The sequence below is a fragment of the Ensifer sp. LBL genome, assembly GCF_050435225.1.
In the GTDB taxonomy this organism is placed as follows: domain Bacteria; phylum Pseudomonadota; class Alphaproteobacteria; order Rhizobiales; family Rhizobiaceae; genus Ensifer.
The window spans coordinates 497,858-514,323 of record NZ_JBNDJY010000001.1 but is presented as its reverse complement, the minus strand read 5'-3'; the positions used below and the strand labels follow the sequence as shown (position 1 = coordinate 514,323).

The 16,466-nt window shown below is 62.3% G+C and carries 18 protein-coding genes; 12 read left to right on the top strand and 6 right to left on the bottom strand.

What is annotated here, in order from left to right; genetic code table 11:
• Positions 1-58: 58 nt before the first annotated feature.
• The 11 genes from OKW20_RS02565 to rnhA all read left to right on the top strand — a co-directional run bounded on the left by OKW20_RS02565 (position 59) and on the right by rnhA (position 7,328).
• The gene (locus OKW20_RS02565) at positions 59-1,015 is read left to right on the top strand and encodes a heme o synthase (RefSeq protein ID WP_043619860.1); all 957 of its coding nucleotides are present in this window, start codon (positions 59-61) and stop codon (positions 1,013-1,015) included.
• A complete protein-coding gene (locus OKW20_RS02560) occupies positions 1,015-1,155 on the top strand; it encodes a hypothetical protein (RefSeq protein WP_043619862.1) in 141 nt (46 codons plus the stop codon). Before OKW20_RS02565 ends, OKW20_RS02560 begins: the two co-directional genes overlap by 1 nt.
• 11 nt (positions 1,156-1,166) lie before the next feature.
• Positions 1,167-1,760, top strand: coding sequence for a cytochrome c oxidase assembly protein (locus OKW20_RS02555; RefSeq protein ID WP_429169997.1), 594 nt, complete (start codon positions 1,167-1,169; stop codon positions 1,758-1,760).
• Between the two features lie 64 nt (positions 1,761-1,824).
• Complete coding sequence (locus tag OKW20_RS02550; RefSeq protein WP_043619866.1) at positions 1,825-2,703, top strand: cytochrome c oxidase subunit 3; 879 nt, start codon at positions 1,825-1,827, stop codon at positions 2,701-2,703.
• A gap of 101 nt (positions 2,704-2,804) precedes the next feature.
• Positions 2,805-3,293, top strand: a complete 489-nt coding sequence (locus OKW20_RS02545; protein ID WP_429169995.1) for a L,D-transpeptidase family protein — start codon at positions 2,805-2,807, stop codon at positions 3,291-3,293.
• Entirely contained in the window at positions 3,290-3,673 is a 384-nt protein-coding gene (locus OKW20_RS02540) for a DUF983 domain-containing protein (protein WP_043619869.1), read from the top strand. Before OKW20_RS02545 ends, OKW20_RS02540 begins: the two co-directional genes overlap by 4 nt.
• A complete protein-coding gene (locus OKW20_RS02535; RefSeq protein ID WP_429169993.1) occupies positions 3,642-4,409 on the top strand; it encodes an SURF1 family protein in 768 nt (255 codons plus the stop codon). The genes OKW20_RS02540 and OKW20_RS02535 overlap by 32 nt, the downstream gene beginning before the upstream one ends.
• Positions 4,410-4,463: 54 nt before the next feature.
• Positions 4,464-4,829, top strand: a complete 366-nt coding sequence (locus tag OKW20_RS02530; protein ID WP_043619925.1) for a DUF1304 domain-containing protein — start codon at positions 4,464-4,466, stop codon at positions 4,827-4,829.
• A 3-nt stretch (positions 4,830-4,832) separates the two neighbouring features.
• On the top strand, positions 4,833-5,843 hold the full coding sequence (ispH, locus tag OKW20_RS02525) for a 4-hydroxy-3-methylbut-2-enyl diphosphate reductase (protein WP_043619873.1): 1,011 nt from the start codon (positions 4,833-4,835) through the stop codon (positions 5,841-5,843).
• A 40-nt stretch (positions 5,844-5,883) separates the two neighbouring features.
• Positions 5,884-6,864: a homoserine kinase gene (locus OKW20_RS02520; protein WP_429169990.1), complete on the top strand. Its 981-nt coding sequence runs from the start codon at positions 5,884-5,886 to the stop codon at positions 6,862-6,864.
• Entirely contained in the window at positions 6,861-7,328 is a 468-nt protein-coding gene (gene rnhA / locus OKW20_RS02515) for a ribonuclease HI (RefSeq protein WP_043619877.1), read from the top strand. Before OKW20_RS02520 ends, rnhA begins: the two co-directional genes overlap by 4 nt.
• 49 nt (positions 7,329-7,377) lie before the next feature.
• On the opposite strand, the gene OKW20_RS02510 is transcribed toward rnhA, so the two are convergent.
• Together OKW20_RS02510 and OKW20_RS02505 are read right to left on the bottom strand one after the other, a co-directional pair.
• Positions 7,378-7,863 (bottom strand): peroxiredoxin, encoded by a 486-nt coding sequence (locus OKW20_RS02510; protein WP_034801256.1) that lies wholly within the window; start codon positions 7,861-7,863, stop codon positions 7,378-7,380.
• A 73-nt stretch (positions 7,864-7,936) separates the two neighbouring features.
• Complete coding sequence (locus OKW20_RS02505; RefSeq protein ID WP_429169988.1) at positions 7,937-8,779, bottom strand: protein-disulfide reductase DsbD domain-containing protein; 843 nt, start codon at positions 8,777-8,779, stop codon at positions 7,937-7,939.
• A gap of 169 nt (positions 8,780-8,948) precedes the next feature.
• Between OKW20_RS02505 and OKW20_RS02500 the strand changes: the two genes are divergently transcribed.
• Positions 8,949-9,554 (top strand): YqgE/AlgH family protein, encoded by a 606-nt coding sequence (locus OKW20_RS02500; protein ID WP_043619926.1) that lies wholly within the window; start codon positions 8,949-8,951, stop codon positions 9,552-9,554.
• 117 nt (positions 9,555-9,671) lie between these two features.
• On the opposite strand, the gene OKW20_RS02495 is transcribed toward OKW20_RS02500, so the two are convergent.
• The 4 genes from OKW20_RS02495 to thrC form a co-directional block, all read right to left on the bottom strand.
• A complete protein-coding gene (locus tag OKW20_RS02495) occupies positions 9,672-12,581 on the bottom strand; it encodes an EAL domain-containing protein (protein WP_043619881.1) in 2,910 nt (969 codons plus the stop codon).
• A complete protein-coding gene (locus tag OKW20_RS02490; protein WP_043619883.1) occupies positions 12,581-13,192 on the bottom strand; it encodes a GNAT family N-acetyltransferase in 612 nt (203 codons plus the stop codon). Before OKW20_RS02490 ends, OKW20_RS02495 begins: the two co-directional genes overlap by 1 nt.
• Positions 13,193-13,498: 306 nt before the next feature.
• On the bottom strand, positions 13,499-14,800 hold the full coding sequence (locus tag OKW20_RS02485; RefSeq protein WP_429169986.1) for a M16 family metallopeptidase: 1,302 nt from the start codon (positions 14,798-14,800) through the stop codon (positions 13,499-13,501).
• A 16-nt stretch (positions 14,801-14,816) separates the two neighbouring features.
• Positions 14,817-16,217 carry a threonine synthase gene (gene thrC, locus OKW20_RS02480; protein ID WP_429169984.1) on the bottom strand — a complete coding sequence of 467 codons (1,401 nt, stop codon included), beginning with the start codon at positions 16,215-16,217 and terminating at the stop codon, positions 14,817-14,819.
• Positions 16,218-16,466 lie beyond the last annotated feature (249 nt).

Below are 16,466 nucleotides of genomic sequence, written 5' to 3'. Positions count from 1 at the left end.
CCGCCGGGAAACCGGCGACACACGGCCCTTGCGGCCGGGACTTTTGCAGGGACAAGACATGACGGTCATCGACAATCACGAAGCAGTCGGCATGGAAGGCGTACCGCGCCTGTCCGAAGCCTCTGCGCGCGATTACTTCGAGCTTCTGAAGCCGCGTGTCATGTCCCTGGTCGTCTTCACGGCGTTCGCCGGGCTGGTGCTCGCACCAGGACATATCAATCCTTTCATCGGTTTCATCGCCATCCTGTGCATCGCAGTCGGCGCTGGCGCCTCGGGCGCGCTGAACATGTGGTATGACGCCGACATCGACGCGGTGATGACCCGTACCGCCAAGCGCCCGATCCCGGCCGGCAAGATCCTGCCGCAGGAAGCGCTGGCTTTCGGTCTGACGCTGTCTGCCTTTTCTGTGATGATCCTCGGGCTCGCCGTCAATTGGCTCGCAGCCGGGTTGCTCGCCTTCACCATTTTCTTCTACGTGGTCATCTACACGATGTGGCTGAAGCGTTCGACGCCGCAGAACATCGTCATCGGCGGTGCTGCCGGCGCTTTCCCGCCGATGATCGGCTGGGCCTGCGTGACCGGCGCCGTGTCGGTCGAAAGCATCGTTCTCTTCCTCATCACCTTCCTATGGACCCCGGCGCACTTCTGGGCGCTCGCGCTCTTCAAGATGGGCGACTACGGCGCCGTCGGCGTGCCGATGATGCCGAATGTCTGCGGCCAGGCGACCACCAAGAAGCAGATCGTCATCTACGCCGTGCTGACCGCACTGATCGGCATCTGTCCCACCTTGCTCGGTTTTGCGAGCATCGGTTACGGCGCAGTCGCAGCGGCTCTCGGCCTCGGCTTCGTGTGGTACTCGATCGGCGTCTTGCGCATGCCGGAAACGGACGAGCGCATGCTGCCGGCCAAGAAACTCTTTGCCTTCTCGATCATGTATCTTTTCGTGATCTTCTCCGCCCTGATGGCGGACCACCTGATCGTCAATATCTGGCTGAATGCCGGGAGTATTGCCTGATGGAAACCGTCAAGCTCACTGATGCCCAGAAGAAATCGCGCCGCGGCCGCAACATCGCGCTCGGCTTCGTCCTCTTCGGCCTCGTCGTCCTGTTCTACATCGTGACGCTGATCAAGTTCGGCAACGGCATGGTCAACTGAGGCGGGATGGCATGACGATTTCACCGCAGACCACAAGCTCGCAGCGCTCCAACCGCGTCGTCGTGGGCACTTGCCTGGCCTTCGTTGGCGGCATGGTCGGCATGGCCTATGCGGCCGTGCCGCTTTACGACATGTTCTGCCGCGTCACCGGCTACAACGGCACGACGCAGCGCGTCGAGCAGGCGTCCGACGTCATCCTGGACGAGAAGGTGAAGGTCACCTTCGACGCGAACACCTCGGGCGGCCTGCCCTGGGAGTTCAAGCCGGTCCAGCGCGACATCGACATCCGCATCGGTGAAACGGTGCAGGTGATGTACAAGGCGAAGAACCTGTCGTCGAAGCCGACGACGGGTCAGGCGACCTTCAACGTCACGCCGATGCAGGCGGGCGCCTACTTCAACAAGGTACAGTGCTTCTGCTTCACCGAGACGACCTTGCAGCCGGGAGAGGAGATGGAGATGCCAGTGGTATTCTTCGTCGATCCGGACATGGTCAAGGCGGTGGAGACCAAGGACATCAAGACGTTGACGCTTTCCTACACCTTTTATCCGCGCGAACCGTCTAAGCCGGTCGCGCAGGTGAAGACGGAAGAGAACAAACTTTGAATGGAGGTCCTTTTCGGCTATGCCGGAAGGGCGACGAGAGAGAGACATTTCGGGGATTACTGACATGGCCGGTGCGCATCAGAAGAATCACGACTACCACATCATTGACCCAAGCCCCTGGCCGCTGCTTGCCTCGATCGGCGCCTTCGTCATGGCGTTCGGCGGCATCTGCTACATGCGCTATCTGTCGGGCAGCTCGCTGAAGATCTTCGGCCTCGAGTTCGCAAACGTCTGGATCCTGCTCGCAGGCCTCATCATCGTTCTCTACACCATGTACGGCTGGTGGTCGGACACCGTGAAGGAAGCGCATGAGGGTCACCACACCCGCGTCGTTGCCCTGCACCTGCGCTACGGCATGATCATGTTCATCGCTTCGGAAGTGATGTTCTTCGTCGCCTGGTTCTGGGCTTATTTCGATGCCAGCCTGTTCCCGGGCGAAGCCATCCAGGCAACCCGCACCGCCTTCACCGGCGGCGTCTGGCCGCCGAAGGGCATTGAGGTTCTCGATCCCTGGCACCTGCCGCTCTACAACACCGTCATCCTGCTTCTTTCCGGCACGACGGTGACCTGGGCGCACCACGCGCTGCTGCACAACGACCGCAAGGGCCTGGTCAACGGTCTGGCGCTGACGGTCGCGCTCGGCGTGCTGTTCTCCTACGTCCAGGCTTACGAATATGCTCACGCTCCGTTCGCCTTCAAGGACTCGATCTACGGCGCGACCTTCTTCATGGCGACCGGCTTCCACGGCTTCCACGTCCTGGTCGGCACGATCTTCCTGCTCGTCTGCCTGATCCGTGCGCTGCGTGGCGATTTCACCCCGAAGCAGCACTTCGGTTTCGAGGCGGCCGCCTGGTACTGGCACTTCGTTGACGTCGTATGGCTGTTCCTCTTCTTCTCCATCTACATCTGGGGTGGTTGGGGCGCGCCTGTCGCTCACATGTAAGCGAATAGAGCCTACGCTCGTTTCGACAAGGCGGTTGCAGTCATGCAGCCGCCTTGTTCTTTTGGTGGTGTGCCCACAGGACGGCTCGAGGGGTGACGGAAATGAGGTTGGGATTGGCGGCGGCGGCGCTTGTGGTATCCGGCTGTTTTCCCGTCGTGGCCGCCGATAGCGCAGACAGAGTGGTCGTGCACAAGGAACGGCGGCTGTTGCAGCTCTTCCAAGGGGACCAGGTGATCCGTGAATACACGGTTGCGCTCGGCGGCAACTCCATTGGCCACAAGCGCCAGGAGGGGGACCAGAAGACGCCGGAAGGGCTCTATTCGCTCGACTGGCGCAATCCCGGCAGCGGCTACTACAAGTCCATTCACGTCTCCTATCCGGCGCCGGCCGATGTCTCTGCCGCCGCCGCAAGCGGCGTCGATCCCGGCGGCATGATCATGATCCATGGCCAGCCCAATTATTTCGGCTGGCTGGCCTTTTTGACGCAGCGCTTCGATTGGACGAATGGCTGCATTGCCGTTACCAATGCCGAAATGGAAGAAATCTGGGCCATGGTGCCCAACAACACGCCAATCGAGATCAAGCCGTGAGTGAAGACAAGGCACATTTCCCGCCGGTTGATCCGGTGATGACCGGGATCAAGGGGCTTTGCCCGCGCTGCGGCCAGGGCAAGCTTTTCGATGGGTTTCTGAAGGTCAAGCCGTCCTGCGCGAGCTGTGATCTCGACTACAAGTTCGCCGATGCCGGCGACGGCCCTGTCGTGTTCGTGATCCTGATCGTCGGCTTCATTGTCGTCGGCGCGGCGCTTTGGGCTGAGGTCAACTTCAACCCACCGCTCTGGCTACACTTCATCCTGTGGATCCCGCTTGCGGTGATCTTCAGCCTCGGCCTGACGCGGATGCTCAAGGGCATCCTGATCAACCTGCAATTCCGCAACAATGCGCGTCCGGGCGAGATCGACCGTGGCTGAGATCGCGACCAGGAAAAAGAGCGGCCTGATCGGTCGCATCGGCACGTTGCTGCTGCTCGTCGCGACATTTGCCATTCTCGTCTCGCTCGGCACCTGGCAGATGCAGCGGCTGCACTGGAAGGAAGGCCTGCTTTCGGCCATGGCCGAGCGCAGGTCTGCACCACCGGCGACACTTGCCGAGATCGAGAAGATCCTCGCCGATGGCGGCGACATCGACTACCGCACCGTCACGGTTACTGGCGGGTTCGACCATAGCAAGGAGCGGCATTTCTTCGCGACTTTCAATGGCCGCACCGGCTATTACGTCTTCACGCCGCTACGGTTGGACGACGGCCGCTTTCTCTTCGTCAATCGCGGTTTCGTGCCTTTCGAGCAGAAGGATTCCTCGACCCGGCTTGCCGGCGAGCTTCCCGCCTTCGTCGGCATTCATGGTCTTGCAAGGCCGAAGCTTGACGGCAAGCCGTCGTCGCTCGTTCCGGACAACGACCTCGCCAAGAACATCTTCTACTGGAAGGACCTCGACACGATGGCGTCTTCGGTCGGCCTTCCCGCCGACAAGGTCGTGCCGCTGTTCGTCGATGCCGATGCAACGCCCAATCCGGGCGGCCTGCCGATTGGCGGTGTGACCCAGTTCGACCTGCCCAACAACCACCTGCAATATGCGCTGACGTGGTATGGGCTGGCAGCGGCTCTGGTGCTGGTCAGCGGGATCTATGCAATGCGGCGCGGGCGATAGCCGCGGGTTTACCGTCATGCTAACCGTGCATGACGAACGGCAGCGGGGGGAACGATGACGATCATCGCGAACACACTGATTGCTTTGACCGGCTTGCTGCATATCGGTTTCCTGGTGCTGGAAATGTTCCTTTGGACCGGGCCGAAGGGAAGGGCCGTGTTCCGCATGACGGCCGAGCAGGCCGAGACGACACGGGTGCTCGCGGCCAACCAGGGGCTCTACAACGGTTTTCTTGCCGCCGGCCTGTTCTGGTCGTTGGTCCAGGCGGAAGCCGCCTTTGCCATCCAGCTGAAGGTGTTCTTCCTTGTGTGCGTGGTCGTTGCCGCTATATATGGCGCGTGGTCGGTCAAGCCGCGTATCCTCCTCATCCAGGGCGGCCCGGCGATCGCAGCGCTCGTTTTCCTCCTAATGGCATCCTGATCCATGGCATCATCAGCGGCAGAAAAATCCCCGATCACCATCCGCCTTTGCGGCCCGCGCGGCTTCTGCGCCGGCGTCGACCGCGCGATCCAGATCGTCGTCTTGGCGCTGAAGGAATTCGGCGCGCCGGTCTATGTCCGCCATGAGATCGTCCACAATCGATACGTCGTCGAAGGTCTCGAAGCCAAGGGTGCGATCTTCGTTGAAGAGCTCGACGAGATCCCGCCGGAACACCGCAAGCAGCCGGTCGTCTTTTCGGCGCACGGTGTGCCGAAGTCGGTGCCCGCCGACGCGGATGCCCGCAACCTGTTCTATCTCGACGCCACCTGTCCACTGGTCTCCAAGGTCCACAAGCAGGCCATGCGCCACAATCGCCTCGGTCGCCACGTCGTCCTGATCGGTCATGCTGGCCATCCCGAAGTGATCGGCACCATGGGCCAATTGCCGGAAGGAACGGTATCGCTGGTCGAGACCGTCGAGGATGCCGACGTCTACCAGCCGCCGGACCCGGACAACCTCGGTTTCGTCACCCAGACGACGCTGTCGGTCGACGACACCGCCGGCGTCATCAAGCGGCTGCACGAGCGTTTTCCGAACCTCACGGCGCCCGCCGCCGATTCGATCTGCTACGCCACCACCAACCGCCAGGAAGCGGTGAAGCAGGCAGCCCCCGGCTGCGACCTGTTCCTCGTCGTCGGTGCGCCCAACTCGTCCAATTCCAAGCGCCTCGTAGAAGTGGCGCTGAGAGCCGGCGCGAAAAAATCCGTGTTGGTCCAGCGGGCGTCGGAAATCGACTGGGATGAAATCGGCGATATCTCTACGGTGGGCCTGTCGGCCGGTGCGTCTGCGCCGGAAGTGATCGTCAACGAGATCATCGAGGCGTTTCGCGAACGCTACGAAGCTTCCGTGGAACTCGCCGATACGGTCGAGGAAAACGAGAACTTCCTCGTCAACCGCGAGATCCGCCACGTGCCGCTGACGGCTGCCGACATGGCCTTCGTCAACGGCGAATAAGCCGCATTTCCTGCCCGCATTTTCTTGAGAGTGGACACCCTTGGCCGTTTACACCGATATCACGGAAGACGATCTCGCCCGTTTTCTCACCGCCTATGACGTCGGCCAGCTGACCTCCTACAAGGGGATCGCCGAGGGCGTCGAGAACTCCAATTTCCTGCTGCACACGACCAAGGGCTCCTACATCCTCACGCTCTACGAAAAGCGCGTGAATGCCGGCGACCTGCCGTTCTTCCTGGGCCTCATGCATCATCTGGCCGAGCGTGGTCTGTCCTGCCCGCTGCCGCTACCACGTTCCGACGGCGAGCTGCTCGGCGAGCTCTCGGGTCGTCCTGCCGCCGTCATCTCCTTCCTTGAAGGCATGTGGCTGAGAAAGCCCGAAGCCAGGCACTGCCACGAAGTGGGCAAGGCGCTGGCGGCCATGCATGTCGCCGGCGAGGGTTTCGCGCTGAAGCGCACCAATGCGCTCTCCGTCGGCGGCTGGCGGCCGCTCTGGGTCAATTCCGAAGCGCGCGCCGACGAGGTTCAGGCCGGTCTCAAGGACGAGATCTCGGCCGAGCTCGAACATCTGGAGCGCCAGTGGCCGAAATCGCTGCCGGAAGGCGTCATCCACGCCGACCTCTTCCCGGACAACGTCTTCTTCCTCGGCGACCAGCTTTCCGGGCTCATCGACTTCTATTTCGCCTGCAACGACTATCTCGCCTATGACGTCGCCGTCTGCCTCAATTCCTGGTGCTTCGAGAAGAACGGCTCCTATAACATCACCAAGGGCATGGCGATGCTTTCGGGCTACGAGAGCGTGCGCAAGCTGACACCGGCCGAGATCGACGCTCTGCCGCTGCTTTGCCGCGGTTCGGCGCTGCGCTTCTTTCTGACGCGGCTCTACGACTGGCTGATGACGCCCGCTGGCGCGCTCGTGGTCAAGAAGGATCCGCTCGAATATCTGACGAAGATCCGCTTCCACCGCGCGATTGCGTCCAGTGCCGAATACGGCCTGCGCCGCGACGGAGGCCAGGCATGAAACATATCGACATCTTCACCGACGGCGCCTGTTCGGGCAATCCCGGACCGGGCGGCTGGGGTGCTGTGCTGCGCTATGGCGAGGTGGAAAAGGAACTCTCCGGCGGTGAGGCCGAAACCACCAACAACCGCATGGAGCTGCTGGCGGCGATCTCGGCGCTCGACGCGCTGAAGAGCGCCTGCGAGGTCGATCTCTACACCGACAGCAAGTATGTGATGGACGGCATCTCCAAGTGGATCCACGGCTGGAAGAAGAACGGCTGGAAGACCGCAGACAAGAAGCCGGTGAAGAACGGCGAGCTCTGGCAGCGGCTGGACGAGGCCAACCGGCGGCACAAGGTGACTTGGCACTGGGTCAAGGGCCATGCCGGTCATCCGGAGAACGAGCGCGCCGACGAACTCGCGCGCAAGGGCATGGAACCCTACAAGAAGAAACGTGGTTTGGGCTCGCTTCTGGTGAAATGAAAAACGGGCCGTTGAGGCCCGTTTCCATGCGCACTTGCTTCTTTTCTGCTCAGAGCTGCTCGAGCATCGCGGCAGCGCCCGAAACGGTCGCCTGGCCGGGGCTTTCCTCAAGATTGAGCGACTTTACCACGCCGTCCTCGACGAGCATCGAATAGCGCTTGGAGCGCACACCGAGCGTGCCGGCCGACAGGTCGATATCCATGCCGAGCGCCTTGGTGAAGGCGGCGTTCCAGTCTGAGAGGAAGTGGATCTTGCCCATGCCGCCCGAGGTGGTTGCCCAAGCGCCCATCACATGCAGGTCGTTGACCGAGACGACGGCGATGTCGTCGACGCCGCGGGCAAGGATCGCGTCGCGGTTTTCGAGATAGCCGGGCAGGTGGTTAAGCGAGCAGGTGGGCGTGAAGGCGCCCGGGACGGCGAAGAGCACGACGCGCTTGCCGGCAAAGAGCTGATCGGTGGTGACCTCGACGGGACCGTCGGCGGTCTTTTCCTTGAAGGTTGCGGCTGGCAGCTTGTCTCCGACGGCAATGGTCACGGCATTCTCCTTGCGTTGCTTGCGTCTCGCTCCTCCGCACTCGTCGGAGAACTCGGCGGACTATAGATGCGCCCTAATCAAAGGCAAGGGTCGTCTCCATGCTGCGGCCCTGGGCGCGCACAGTCAAAACGATCGGCTTGCCTTTGAGTTCCCTGTCCTTGCCCGTGAGCCTGACCGGAACGGCTGCGTTCAGCGCCCTGTCGCCCGCAGGCTGGATCTCGGGCTTGCCGAACGAAATGCCCGAAGGCCCGGCGAGGAAGACTTCCGGATCCTTGTCGTCGGCGGGTAGGCGAACCGACAGATGCATCATCGCCTTTTCGGCGTCGTAGCGGCTCGCGGTGACTGCGAAATCCGTGGACGGCGCCTCCGGCAGTGCAGCCACGGCATCGTCGATCCGCGCGCCGTCGAGCGGATTGTCGAAGCCGCCTTGCTTGATGGCAAGCGTGAGCTCGCCCTGCACCGGAATGCAGATGTCCTCACAGATGCCGAGGAAAACGGAGGCGCGAATGGTAACGTCGCCGCTGCCGTGGAGGCGCTTCAATGTCAGCGGGAAGGCGACCGGCTTGTCATAGCCGATGTAGCGCACGACGCCATCGTCAAACGTCTTCGGCACCGGGAAGCCGATCTTTTCCAGCTCCACGCCGCCCTTCGGGTCGAGGGTCACCTGCGGGGGAATACCGCTTGCGCCGGGTTCGCGCCAATAGGTCTTCCAGCCAGGGTTGAGCTTGACCTCCAGTGTTGCCGGGATCGTGCCGTCCTCTTTGGGCTGGGCGGCGACCAGACGGATCATGCCGCCGGGGGAGGTGACCCACTCGCTGGTGGCCGCGTTGGCGCCGAAGGGGAGAAAAAAAGAGCCAGCAAGGCTTGCCGCGCCGATGAACTGGGCCATTTTCTGGTGTGTGAAGCTCTGGATCATACGGCAAGCAATATCGCTTTTGCCAAAACCGCTCCAGACGCTGCGACGGAGGCAACGATCATAATTGCTTGATCGGACACGGCGAAGTGAACGCCGTGCGTGCAATAATTATGGGCCGCGACGCTGAGGCGCTTTTCATTTCGCGGCGAATTGATAGGCTGTTCGCATGATGGCTACTCCGATGGCGCAAAAGAGACGCGAGCGAGGCTTTCTTGACGGTCAGTTCCTGATCGCCATGCCTGGGATGTTTGACGCCAATTTCGCCCGCACGGTCATCTTTATCTGCGCCCATTCCGACGATGGCGCCATGGGCTTCATTCTCAACCGGCCACAGCAACTGACCTTCCCTGACGTGCTGCTTCACCTTGATCTTCTCGATGAGGATGAGGCGATCCGGCTTCCCCAGGTAACACGGGATTTCCAGATCCAGGCGGGCGGTCCGGTCGAGACCGGGCGCGGCTTCGTGCTGCATTCCGACGACTATCTGAGCGACTCCAGCATTCCCGTCAGCGACGATATCTGCCTGACGGCGACGCTCGACATCGTCCGTGCCATTTCGCGTGGGCAGGGGCCGGTGCGCGCGACGATGATGCTCGGCTACGCCGGGTGGGGACCGGGGCAACTGGAAGCGGAAATCACCCAGAACGGCTGGCTCACATGCCCGGCGCGCGACGAGCTGATCTTCGACAAGGCGCTCGACGACAAATACGATCGGGCGCTGGCGCTGATGGGTGTTTCAGCCGCGATGCTCTCCATGGATGCCGGCCACGCCTGATTGGCGGTTGGACGACCTTTCCTGATCCTTGACGCAGAAATGAAAAAGCCCGTCGGGGTGTAACCGACGGGCTCAGGGATGATGGTCTGCCTGCTGAGCGGCGGCGCCTTGGCGAACCTACGCCCGTTTCATCAGCGGAAAGCGCTCCTTCAACAGGCGCTGGATCGATTCCGAACCGATCGGCGGGCCGAAGAGGAAGCTCTGTCCGTAATCGCAGCCCATCTGCGACAGCTGGATCGCGTCGTCCTCGGATTCGATACCTTCGGCCACCACCTGCATGTCGAGTTCGCGCGCCATGGTGATGACGGAGCGCAAGAGGATGCCGCGCTTGTCGCTCGGGTCACGCACCAGCGCCTTGTCGATCTTGATCGTGTCGAAGGGGAAGCGGGTGAGGTAGGAGAGCGATGAATGGCCCGTGCCGAAGTCGTCGAGCGCGAGCTTGAGGCCGGCTTCCTTCAGCTTTTCGAGGACGAGGCGGGCCTGCTCCGGATTTTCCATCACAAGCGATTCTGTCAACTCCATCTTCACCTTGCCCGGATCGCAGCGGTTCTTGGTGAGGATGGCGCGGACGTCGTCATAAAGCTCGTTGTTGAGCAGTTGCGCGCTCGAAAGGTTGATCGAGACGAAGATCGGCAGGTCGCCGGTCTGCAGCTGCCATTCCGTCAGGTCGCTCGTCGCCCGGTCGAAGGCGAACATGCCGAGCTGGTTGATGAGATCGGAATTCTCGGCGATCGGGATGAACTCGGTCGGGGAGATGTTGCCGCGCTTGGGGTGATCCCAGCGCATCAGGGCCTCGAAGCCGGCGATCTCGGCATCGTTCAGCCGCACGATCGGCTGGTAGACGAGCGAAAGTTCCTTGCGCTCGATTGCCTTCTTGAGGTCGGCTTCGAGCTGCATGCGGTCCGAACCGGAGGTCCGGAAGGCCGGGCGGAACGGCTCGACGCGGTTGCCGCCTTCCTTCTTGGCCCGGAACATGGCGAGCTCGGCATCATCGAGAAGCCCGGCCGCACTCTGTTCCTGGTCGAGCCAGGAGACGAGCCCGATGGATGCGGTCAGGTTGATTTCGCGGTTGCCGTAGTTGAGCGGCACCATGATTGCCTTGCTCACCGCGTCGGCGAAATCGGCCACCTTGGCCGGATCGCGCTCGGACATCAGGATCAGGCCGAACTGGTCGCCACCGAGACGAGCCAGCGTGTCCTGCGGGCGCAGCAGCCGGCGCAGGCGCCGCGTCAGTGCGATCAGGATGTTGTCGCCAGCGGCGATGCCCAGGAGATCGTTGACCTGCTTGTAGCGGTCGATGTCGATCGCAAGCACCGTCGGACGCACGGAATTGCTGCCGTCGGCCATCAAGAGCATCGCCTGCAGCCGGTCAAGGAAGACCTGACGGTTCGGAAGGCCGGTCAGGTTGTCGAGAAGTGCGTTATGCAGCAGCCGTTCGACGGAATTGCGCTGTTCTGTGATGTCGATGATCGTGCCGACGCAGCGGATGATTTCGCCGTTGGCGCCAAGCACAGGGCGGGCGCGAATGGAGAGCCAGTGATAGTGGCCGTCCTCGGCGCGCACGCGGAATTCATGATTGAGCTTGCCGCGGCGGCGCTCGAGGAGCACGTCGAGCGTGGCGCGGAAGCGGTCGCGATCGTCGGGATGCAGCCGCGGCAGCCAGTTGCGCAAGGGGCCGTGCATGCTACCGAGCGACAGGCCGAGCTGGGTCGAGATATCGGGCATGGTCACCACACGGTCGCGGGCGACGTCCCAGTCCCAGACGGTGTCGCCGGATCCGGTGAGGGCCAGCGACTGGCGCTCGAGATCGGAGAACAGGCCCTGTTGGTAGCCGCTGCCGGCAACGGCATGCTGCATGACGGTGAAGCCGATCAGGAGCACGATCAGCACGAGACCGCCACCGAGCGCCGGCTGCACGATGTCGTTCGCGAGCTGACCGGTGACGGTCAACCATGCGCCGAACAGCCAGACGAGGATCAGCAGCCAGGCGGGAACGAGCAGGATCGCGCGGTCGTAGCGGTTGAAGCCGAGATAGGCGATCAGCACGATGCCGACGGTGCCCGTCAGCGCAAAGGAAAGACGGGCGATGCCGGCCGCAATCGCCGGATCGTAGACGGCGACGCCGAAGAGCAGACCGAGACCGAGGATCCAGGCGAGCGTGGCATAGCCCAGATGCTGGTGCCAGCGGTTGAGATTGAGGTAGGTGAACAGGAAGATCACGAGGCCGGCCGCGAGGAAGACCTCGGTGCCCGCTCGCCATATTCGCTCGTCCCCCGCCGTCACGCTGATGAGCTTCGACAGGAAGCCGAAGTCGACGCAGATATAGGCAAGCACGGCCCAGGCAAGTGCTGCCGTCGCCGGCAGCATCGAGGTGCCCTTGACGACAAAGAGGATAGTCAGGAACACTGCAAGCAGGCCAGCGATGCCGAGCACAATGCCGCGATAGAGCGTGAAGGCGTTGACCGTGTCCTTGTAGGAGTCCGGCTCCCAGAGGTAGATTTGCGGCAGGTCCGGTGTCGCCAGCTCGGCGACGAAGGTGATGATGACGCCCGGCGCCAGCGAGACGCGGAAGACGTCCGCCTCGTCGCTCGGTTCGCGGGTGAGCGCGGAGCCTTCGCTCGGCGTGATCGAGAGCATGCGCTTGGAGCCGAGGTCCGGCCAGAAGAGCTTGGAATTCACCAGTCGGAAGTGCGGCGCGACGATCACGCGCTCGAGCTGTTCGGCCGAAACGTTGGCGAGCGCAAACACCGCCCAGTCGCCCTGATGGCCTTCGCTGTTGGAGCGCACTTCGATTCGTCGCACGATGCCGTCGGTGCCGGGTGCTGTCGAAACCTGAAAGGCTTCGTTGCGGCCGCTGTAGATTTCGGTCGTCGCCGTCAGGTCGAGCGCCGTGTCTTCACGCGAAATCTTGACCGGCTCCAAAGCCTGGGCCGCGCCGCCGAGCGCACAGAAAATCGTCGTGAGCGTTATCAGAAACGCTGCCAGCTTGGAGGCTGACCAGGCGAAGGGCGAGCGGGCTAGAGGCATCAAAGGGGCATATTCCTGTTCGGTACGGCATCGTCGGACAGGAGAGAAAAGAGCAGATGGTCTCGCCACTGGCCGTTGATTCTCAAGTACTGTCTTAAATAGCCTTCACGCTCAAAACCGGCCTTTTCAAGGAGCCGGATGCTTCTTGAGTTGTCCGGAATACAGGCTGCTTCAATACGGTGCAACTCAAGGGTCGAAAAGATGTAGGGGATCGCGAGCTTGAGGGCGGCAAACATGTGGCCTTTGCCGGCATGGCGCGCGCCCATCCAGTAGCCGATCATGCAGTTTTGCCCGGCGCCGCGGCGAATGTGGCCGATCGTCAGTCCGCCGAGCAGAACCTCGCCTGGCTTGTGGAAAAGGAAGAGCGGCACCGCCTGGCCGGAGGCATATTCCTGCTCGTTGCGGATGACCCGGCTGCGAAAGGCGCTCTCGGTCATTTCGTCGGTGCGCCAGGTCGGCTCCCACGGCTCCAGGAAGGTGCGGCTGTCGCTTCTGAGCTGATACCACTGGCGGTAATCGGAATAGCGGGGGAGGCGGAGCAGGTAATTCTGGTCGGCGATTTCGATCGTCTCCGGCTGCCGCGACAGGAACCGAAAAACCGATCGTGTCATAGCTGCCTCCGAGGCCGTTCCGTTTACGCGCGAGGACCTTGTACCATCCGCCCGACGGCACGCCTTTGCGCCGTCACAAATCGAAACGTTGCACAACTTTGCGCGCAAATCGAATCCGATTTTGCGAAAAGGTGCAAAGACTTCACCATTCGCACACGCTGTCGTCATCCGCGGCGCGCCGGCTGGCCGAACGCAGTTTCCGGGCGGCGCTTGAAAGCGCCTCCCGTGCGATATTGCTCACTGTTTGGGAGGCCGGGATCGCTTCACCGTTTTGATGAAGCGGAGCCCGGCCGTTAAGCCTTCGGCTTAGCTTGCGACGGCGTGCGGAACGGCGGCCTTGCCGGTCAGCGACGACAGGATGTCGTCCATCGGGGCAAGCTGCTCGAGCGGGCCGATCGCAGAAAGCGTCGGTATCGTGTCGAAGAACAGCCGACCGGCAAGGTCGGTCAGGCGCTCGATGGTGATGCCGGAGAGGCGCTCCATCAGTTCCTCGTTGGGGATCGGGCGACCGTAGAGCATCATCTGTCGGGCGATCTGGCCCGCGCGGGCCGCCGGGCTTTCTTGGCCCATCAGAAGCTGTGCGCGGATCTGGGCGCGGGCGCGCTCGATTTCCTGCTGCTCGATGTTCATCGAGGATTTGCGCAGCTCGTCGACGATGACGGGCATCAGTTCCGGCAGGTTCTCGCCGCCGGTCGCGGCATGCACGCCGAAGATGCCGGTGTCGGAAAAGCCCCAGTGGAAGGCATAGACCGAGTAACAGAGACCGCGATGCTCGCGGACTTCCTGGAAGAGGCGGGAGGACATGCCGCCGCCGAGGATGTTGGCGAGGATCTGCGAGCAGTAGAAGTCGCGGGCGTGATAGGCCTTGCCCTCGAAGCCGAGCAGAACCTGCGCATCCATGAGGTCGCGAGTTTCGCGGCTCTCGCCGCCGGTGTAGCGGGCGGCTTCCAGCACCGGCGTCGCGATCGGCGTGCGGGGCAGGGAGGCAAAGCGCTCCTCCACCTGGCGCACGAAGGCTTCGTGCTCGACGGCGCCGGCTGCGACCACGAACATCCGGTCGGTCGTGTAGTTGCGCCCGAGATAGTGGCGGATCTGGTCGGCCGAAAACGACATGACAGTGTCGGGCGTGCCGAGGATCGGCCGGCCGACGGTCTGGTTGCGATAAGCGGTCTCGGCGAAGCGGTCGAAGACGACGTCGTCGGGCGTGTCGTCGGCGGCGCCGATCTCCTGCAGGATCACCTGCTTTTCGCGCCGGAGCTCCTCCTCGTCGAAGCTCGATTCCGTCAGGATGTCGGCGAGGATGTCGACCGCAAGCGGCACGTGATCCTTGAGCACGCGGGCATAATAGGAGGTCGTCTCGGTGGAGGTCGCAGCATTGACCTCGCCACCGACGTTTTCGATCTCTTCGGCAATCTGGCGGGCGGTGCGCCGCGCGGTGCCCTTGAAAGCCATGTGCTCCAGCAGATGGGCAATGCCATGTTCGCCCACGGTTTCATTGCGCGAACCGGACTTGATCCACACGCCGAGCGCCACGCTTTCGAGATGCGGCATCTGCTCGGTTACCACCGTCAACCCGGAAGGGAGCCGGGTGCACTCAACTTTCATCATACGTTTCTTCTCGTTCTTACCCCCGGAGGCGGGTCCGCTCGCCGATAAAGGTCTCGACGGTTTTCAGGTCCGGATCCAGGATATCGAAACGCTCCTCCCTGTTCATCAGGTCAGCAAGCCACGTCGGAAGCGCCGGGTCAATACCACTTGCCGATTTTACCGCGTCCGGGAATTTCGCCGGATGGGCGGTCGCAAGGGTCACCATTGGAGCGGACGCCTTCTCGTGTTTGGCGGCGACGAAGACGCCGACGGCGCTGTGCGGATCGAGCAGATAGCCCGTGTCGGCAAGCGTCTTTGCAATCGTCCTGGCGACGTCCTTCTCCGAGGCGCGACCGGCGCGGAACTCCTTGCGGATCGCCTTCAGCGCCTTCTCGCGGATGGTGAAGGAGCCGGACTGCTTCAGCCCGTCCATCGCCGAGCGGATTTCGCCCGGGTCGCGGTCGTTCGCCTCGAACAGGAGCCGTTCGAAGTTCGACGAAATCTGGATGTCCATCGACGGTGCGGTGGTCGCCTTGACGTCGCGCATCTCGTAGCGGCCGGTCTTCAGCGTGCGGGCGAGAATGTCGTTTTCGTTGGTGGCGATGATCAGCTTGTCGATCGGCAGGCCCATGCGCTTGGCAACGTAGCCGGCGAAGATGTCACCGAAATTGCCGGTCGGGACCGTGAAGGAGATCTTGCGGTCCGGCCCGCCGAGCGCGACCGCCGTCGTGAAGTAATAGACGATCTGGGCCATGATGCGCGCCCAGTTGATCGAGTTGACACCCGAAAGCTTGACGCGGTCGCGGAAGGCGGCGTCGTTGAACATCGCTTTGACGAGGTTCTGGCAATCGTCGAAGTTGCCGTTGACGGCGATGGCATGAACGTTCGATGCGCTCGAGGTCGTCATCTGGCGCTGCTGCACCGGCGAGACCTTGCCGTGCGGGAAGAGAATGAAGATGTCGGTACGCTCACGACCGGCAAAGGCGTCGATCGCCGCACCGCCTGTGTCGCCCGAGGTCGCGCCGACGATCGTGGCCCGCTCGCCGCGTTCGGCAAGCACATAGTCCATCAGCCGTGCGAGCAACTGCATCGCCACGTCCTTGAAGGCGAGCGTCGAGCCGTGGAAGAGCTCCATGACGAAGGCATTCGGTCCGGTCTGCACCAGCGGCGCCACTGCCGGATGGCGGAAGGTGGCGTAGGCCTCGTCGATCATTTCGCGGAACTTGGCCGCCGGGATCTCCCCATTGATGAAGGGCTCGAGCACAGTGAAGGCAATGTCCTGATAGGATTTGCCGCGCAGGCCGCGGATTTCCTTCTTGGAAAACGTCGGCCATTCCTTGGGGAGATAGAGACCGCCATCGCGCGCAAGACCGGCAAGCAGCGCATCGCAGAAGCCGAGAGGAGCGGCTTCGCCGCGCGTCGAGATATACTTCACCATCGTTGTCCTTCGTCCCACCTCAAGGGTTGCGCCGACCTTGGGAAGCGTCGTCGCGACACGCTCGTCTTATTGCGTCAGTCCTTGACAAAGTCTGCATCTATTCTTGTCACCGACCCAATTTCCGGTCGCAAAACTAGCTTCGGAAAATTCGGAAGGGACGGACTGACCCAATCGATTTTTCAGTTTGTCGCTGCTATAGACGATGCCCGAAGGCCATGAAAGGTCTTCCGGCCGAGATTTCGGTCAAGG

Bases quoted from the DNA above. Each gene is read 5' to 3' on its own strand.
- OKW20_RS02565 (WP_043619860.1), top strand. From the start codon at position 59: ATGACGGTCATCGACAATCACGAAGCAGTCGGCATGGAAGGCGTACCG.
- OKW20_RS02560 (WP_043619862.1), top strand. From the start codon at position 1,015: ATGGAAACCGTCAAGCTCACTGATGCCCAGAAGAAATCGCGCCGCGGC.
- OKW20_RS02555 (WP_429169997.1), top strand. From the start codon at position 1,167: ATGACGATTTCACCGCAGACCACAAGCTCGCAGCGCTCCAACCGCGTC.
- OKW20_RS02550 (WP_043619866.1), top strand. From the start codon at position 1,825: ATGGCCGGTGCGCATCAGAAGAATCACGACTACCACATCATTGACCCA.
- OKW20_RS02545 (WP_429169995.1), top strand. From the start codon at position 2,805: ATGAGGTTGGGATTGGCGGCGGCGGCGCTTGTGGTATCCGGCTGTTTT.
- OKW20_RS02535 (WP_429169993.1), top strand. From the start codon at position 3,642: ATGCGCGTCCGGGCGAGATCGACCGTGGCTGAGATCGCGACCAGGAAA.
- OKW20_RS02530 (WP_043619925.1), top strand. From the start codon at position 4,464: ATGACGATCATCGCGAACACACTGATTGCTTTGACCGGCTTGCTGCAT.
- ispH (WP_043619873.1), top strand. From the start codon at position 4,833: ATGGCATCATCAGCGGCAGAAAAATCCCCGATCACCATCCGCCTTTGC.
- rnhA (WP_043619877.1), top strand. From the start codon at position 6,861: ATGAAACATATCGACATCTTCACCGACGGCGCCTGTTCGGGCAATCCC.
- OKW20_RS02505 (WP_429169988.1), bottom strand. From the start codon at position 8,779: ATGATCCAGAGCTTCACACACCAGAAAATGGCCCAGTTCATCGGCGCG.
- OKW20_RS02500 (WP_043619926.1), top strand. From the start codon at position 8,949: ATGGCTACTCCGATGGCGCAAAAGAGACGCGAGCGAGGCTTTCTTGAC.
- OKW20_RS02495 (WP_043619881.1), bottom strand. From the start codon at position 12,581: ATGCCTCTAGCCCGCTCGCCCTTCGCCTGGTCAGCCTCCAAGCTGGCA.
- OKW20_RS02490 (WP_043619883.1), bottom strand. From the start codon at position 13,192: ATGACACGATCGGTTTTTCGGTTCCTGTCGCGGCAGCCGGAGACGATC.
- OKW20_RS02485 (WP_429169986.1), bottom strand. From the start codon at position 14,800: ATGATGAAAGTTGAGTGCACCCGGCTCCCTTCCGGGTTGACGGTGGTA.
- thrC (WP_429169984.1), bottom strand. From the start codon at position 16,217: ATGGTGAAGTATATCTCGACGCGCGGCGAAGCCGCTCCTCTCGGCTTC.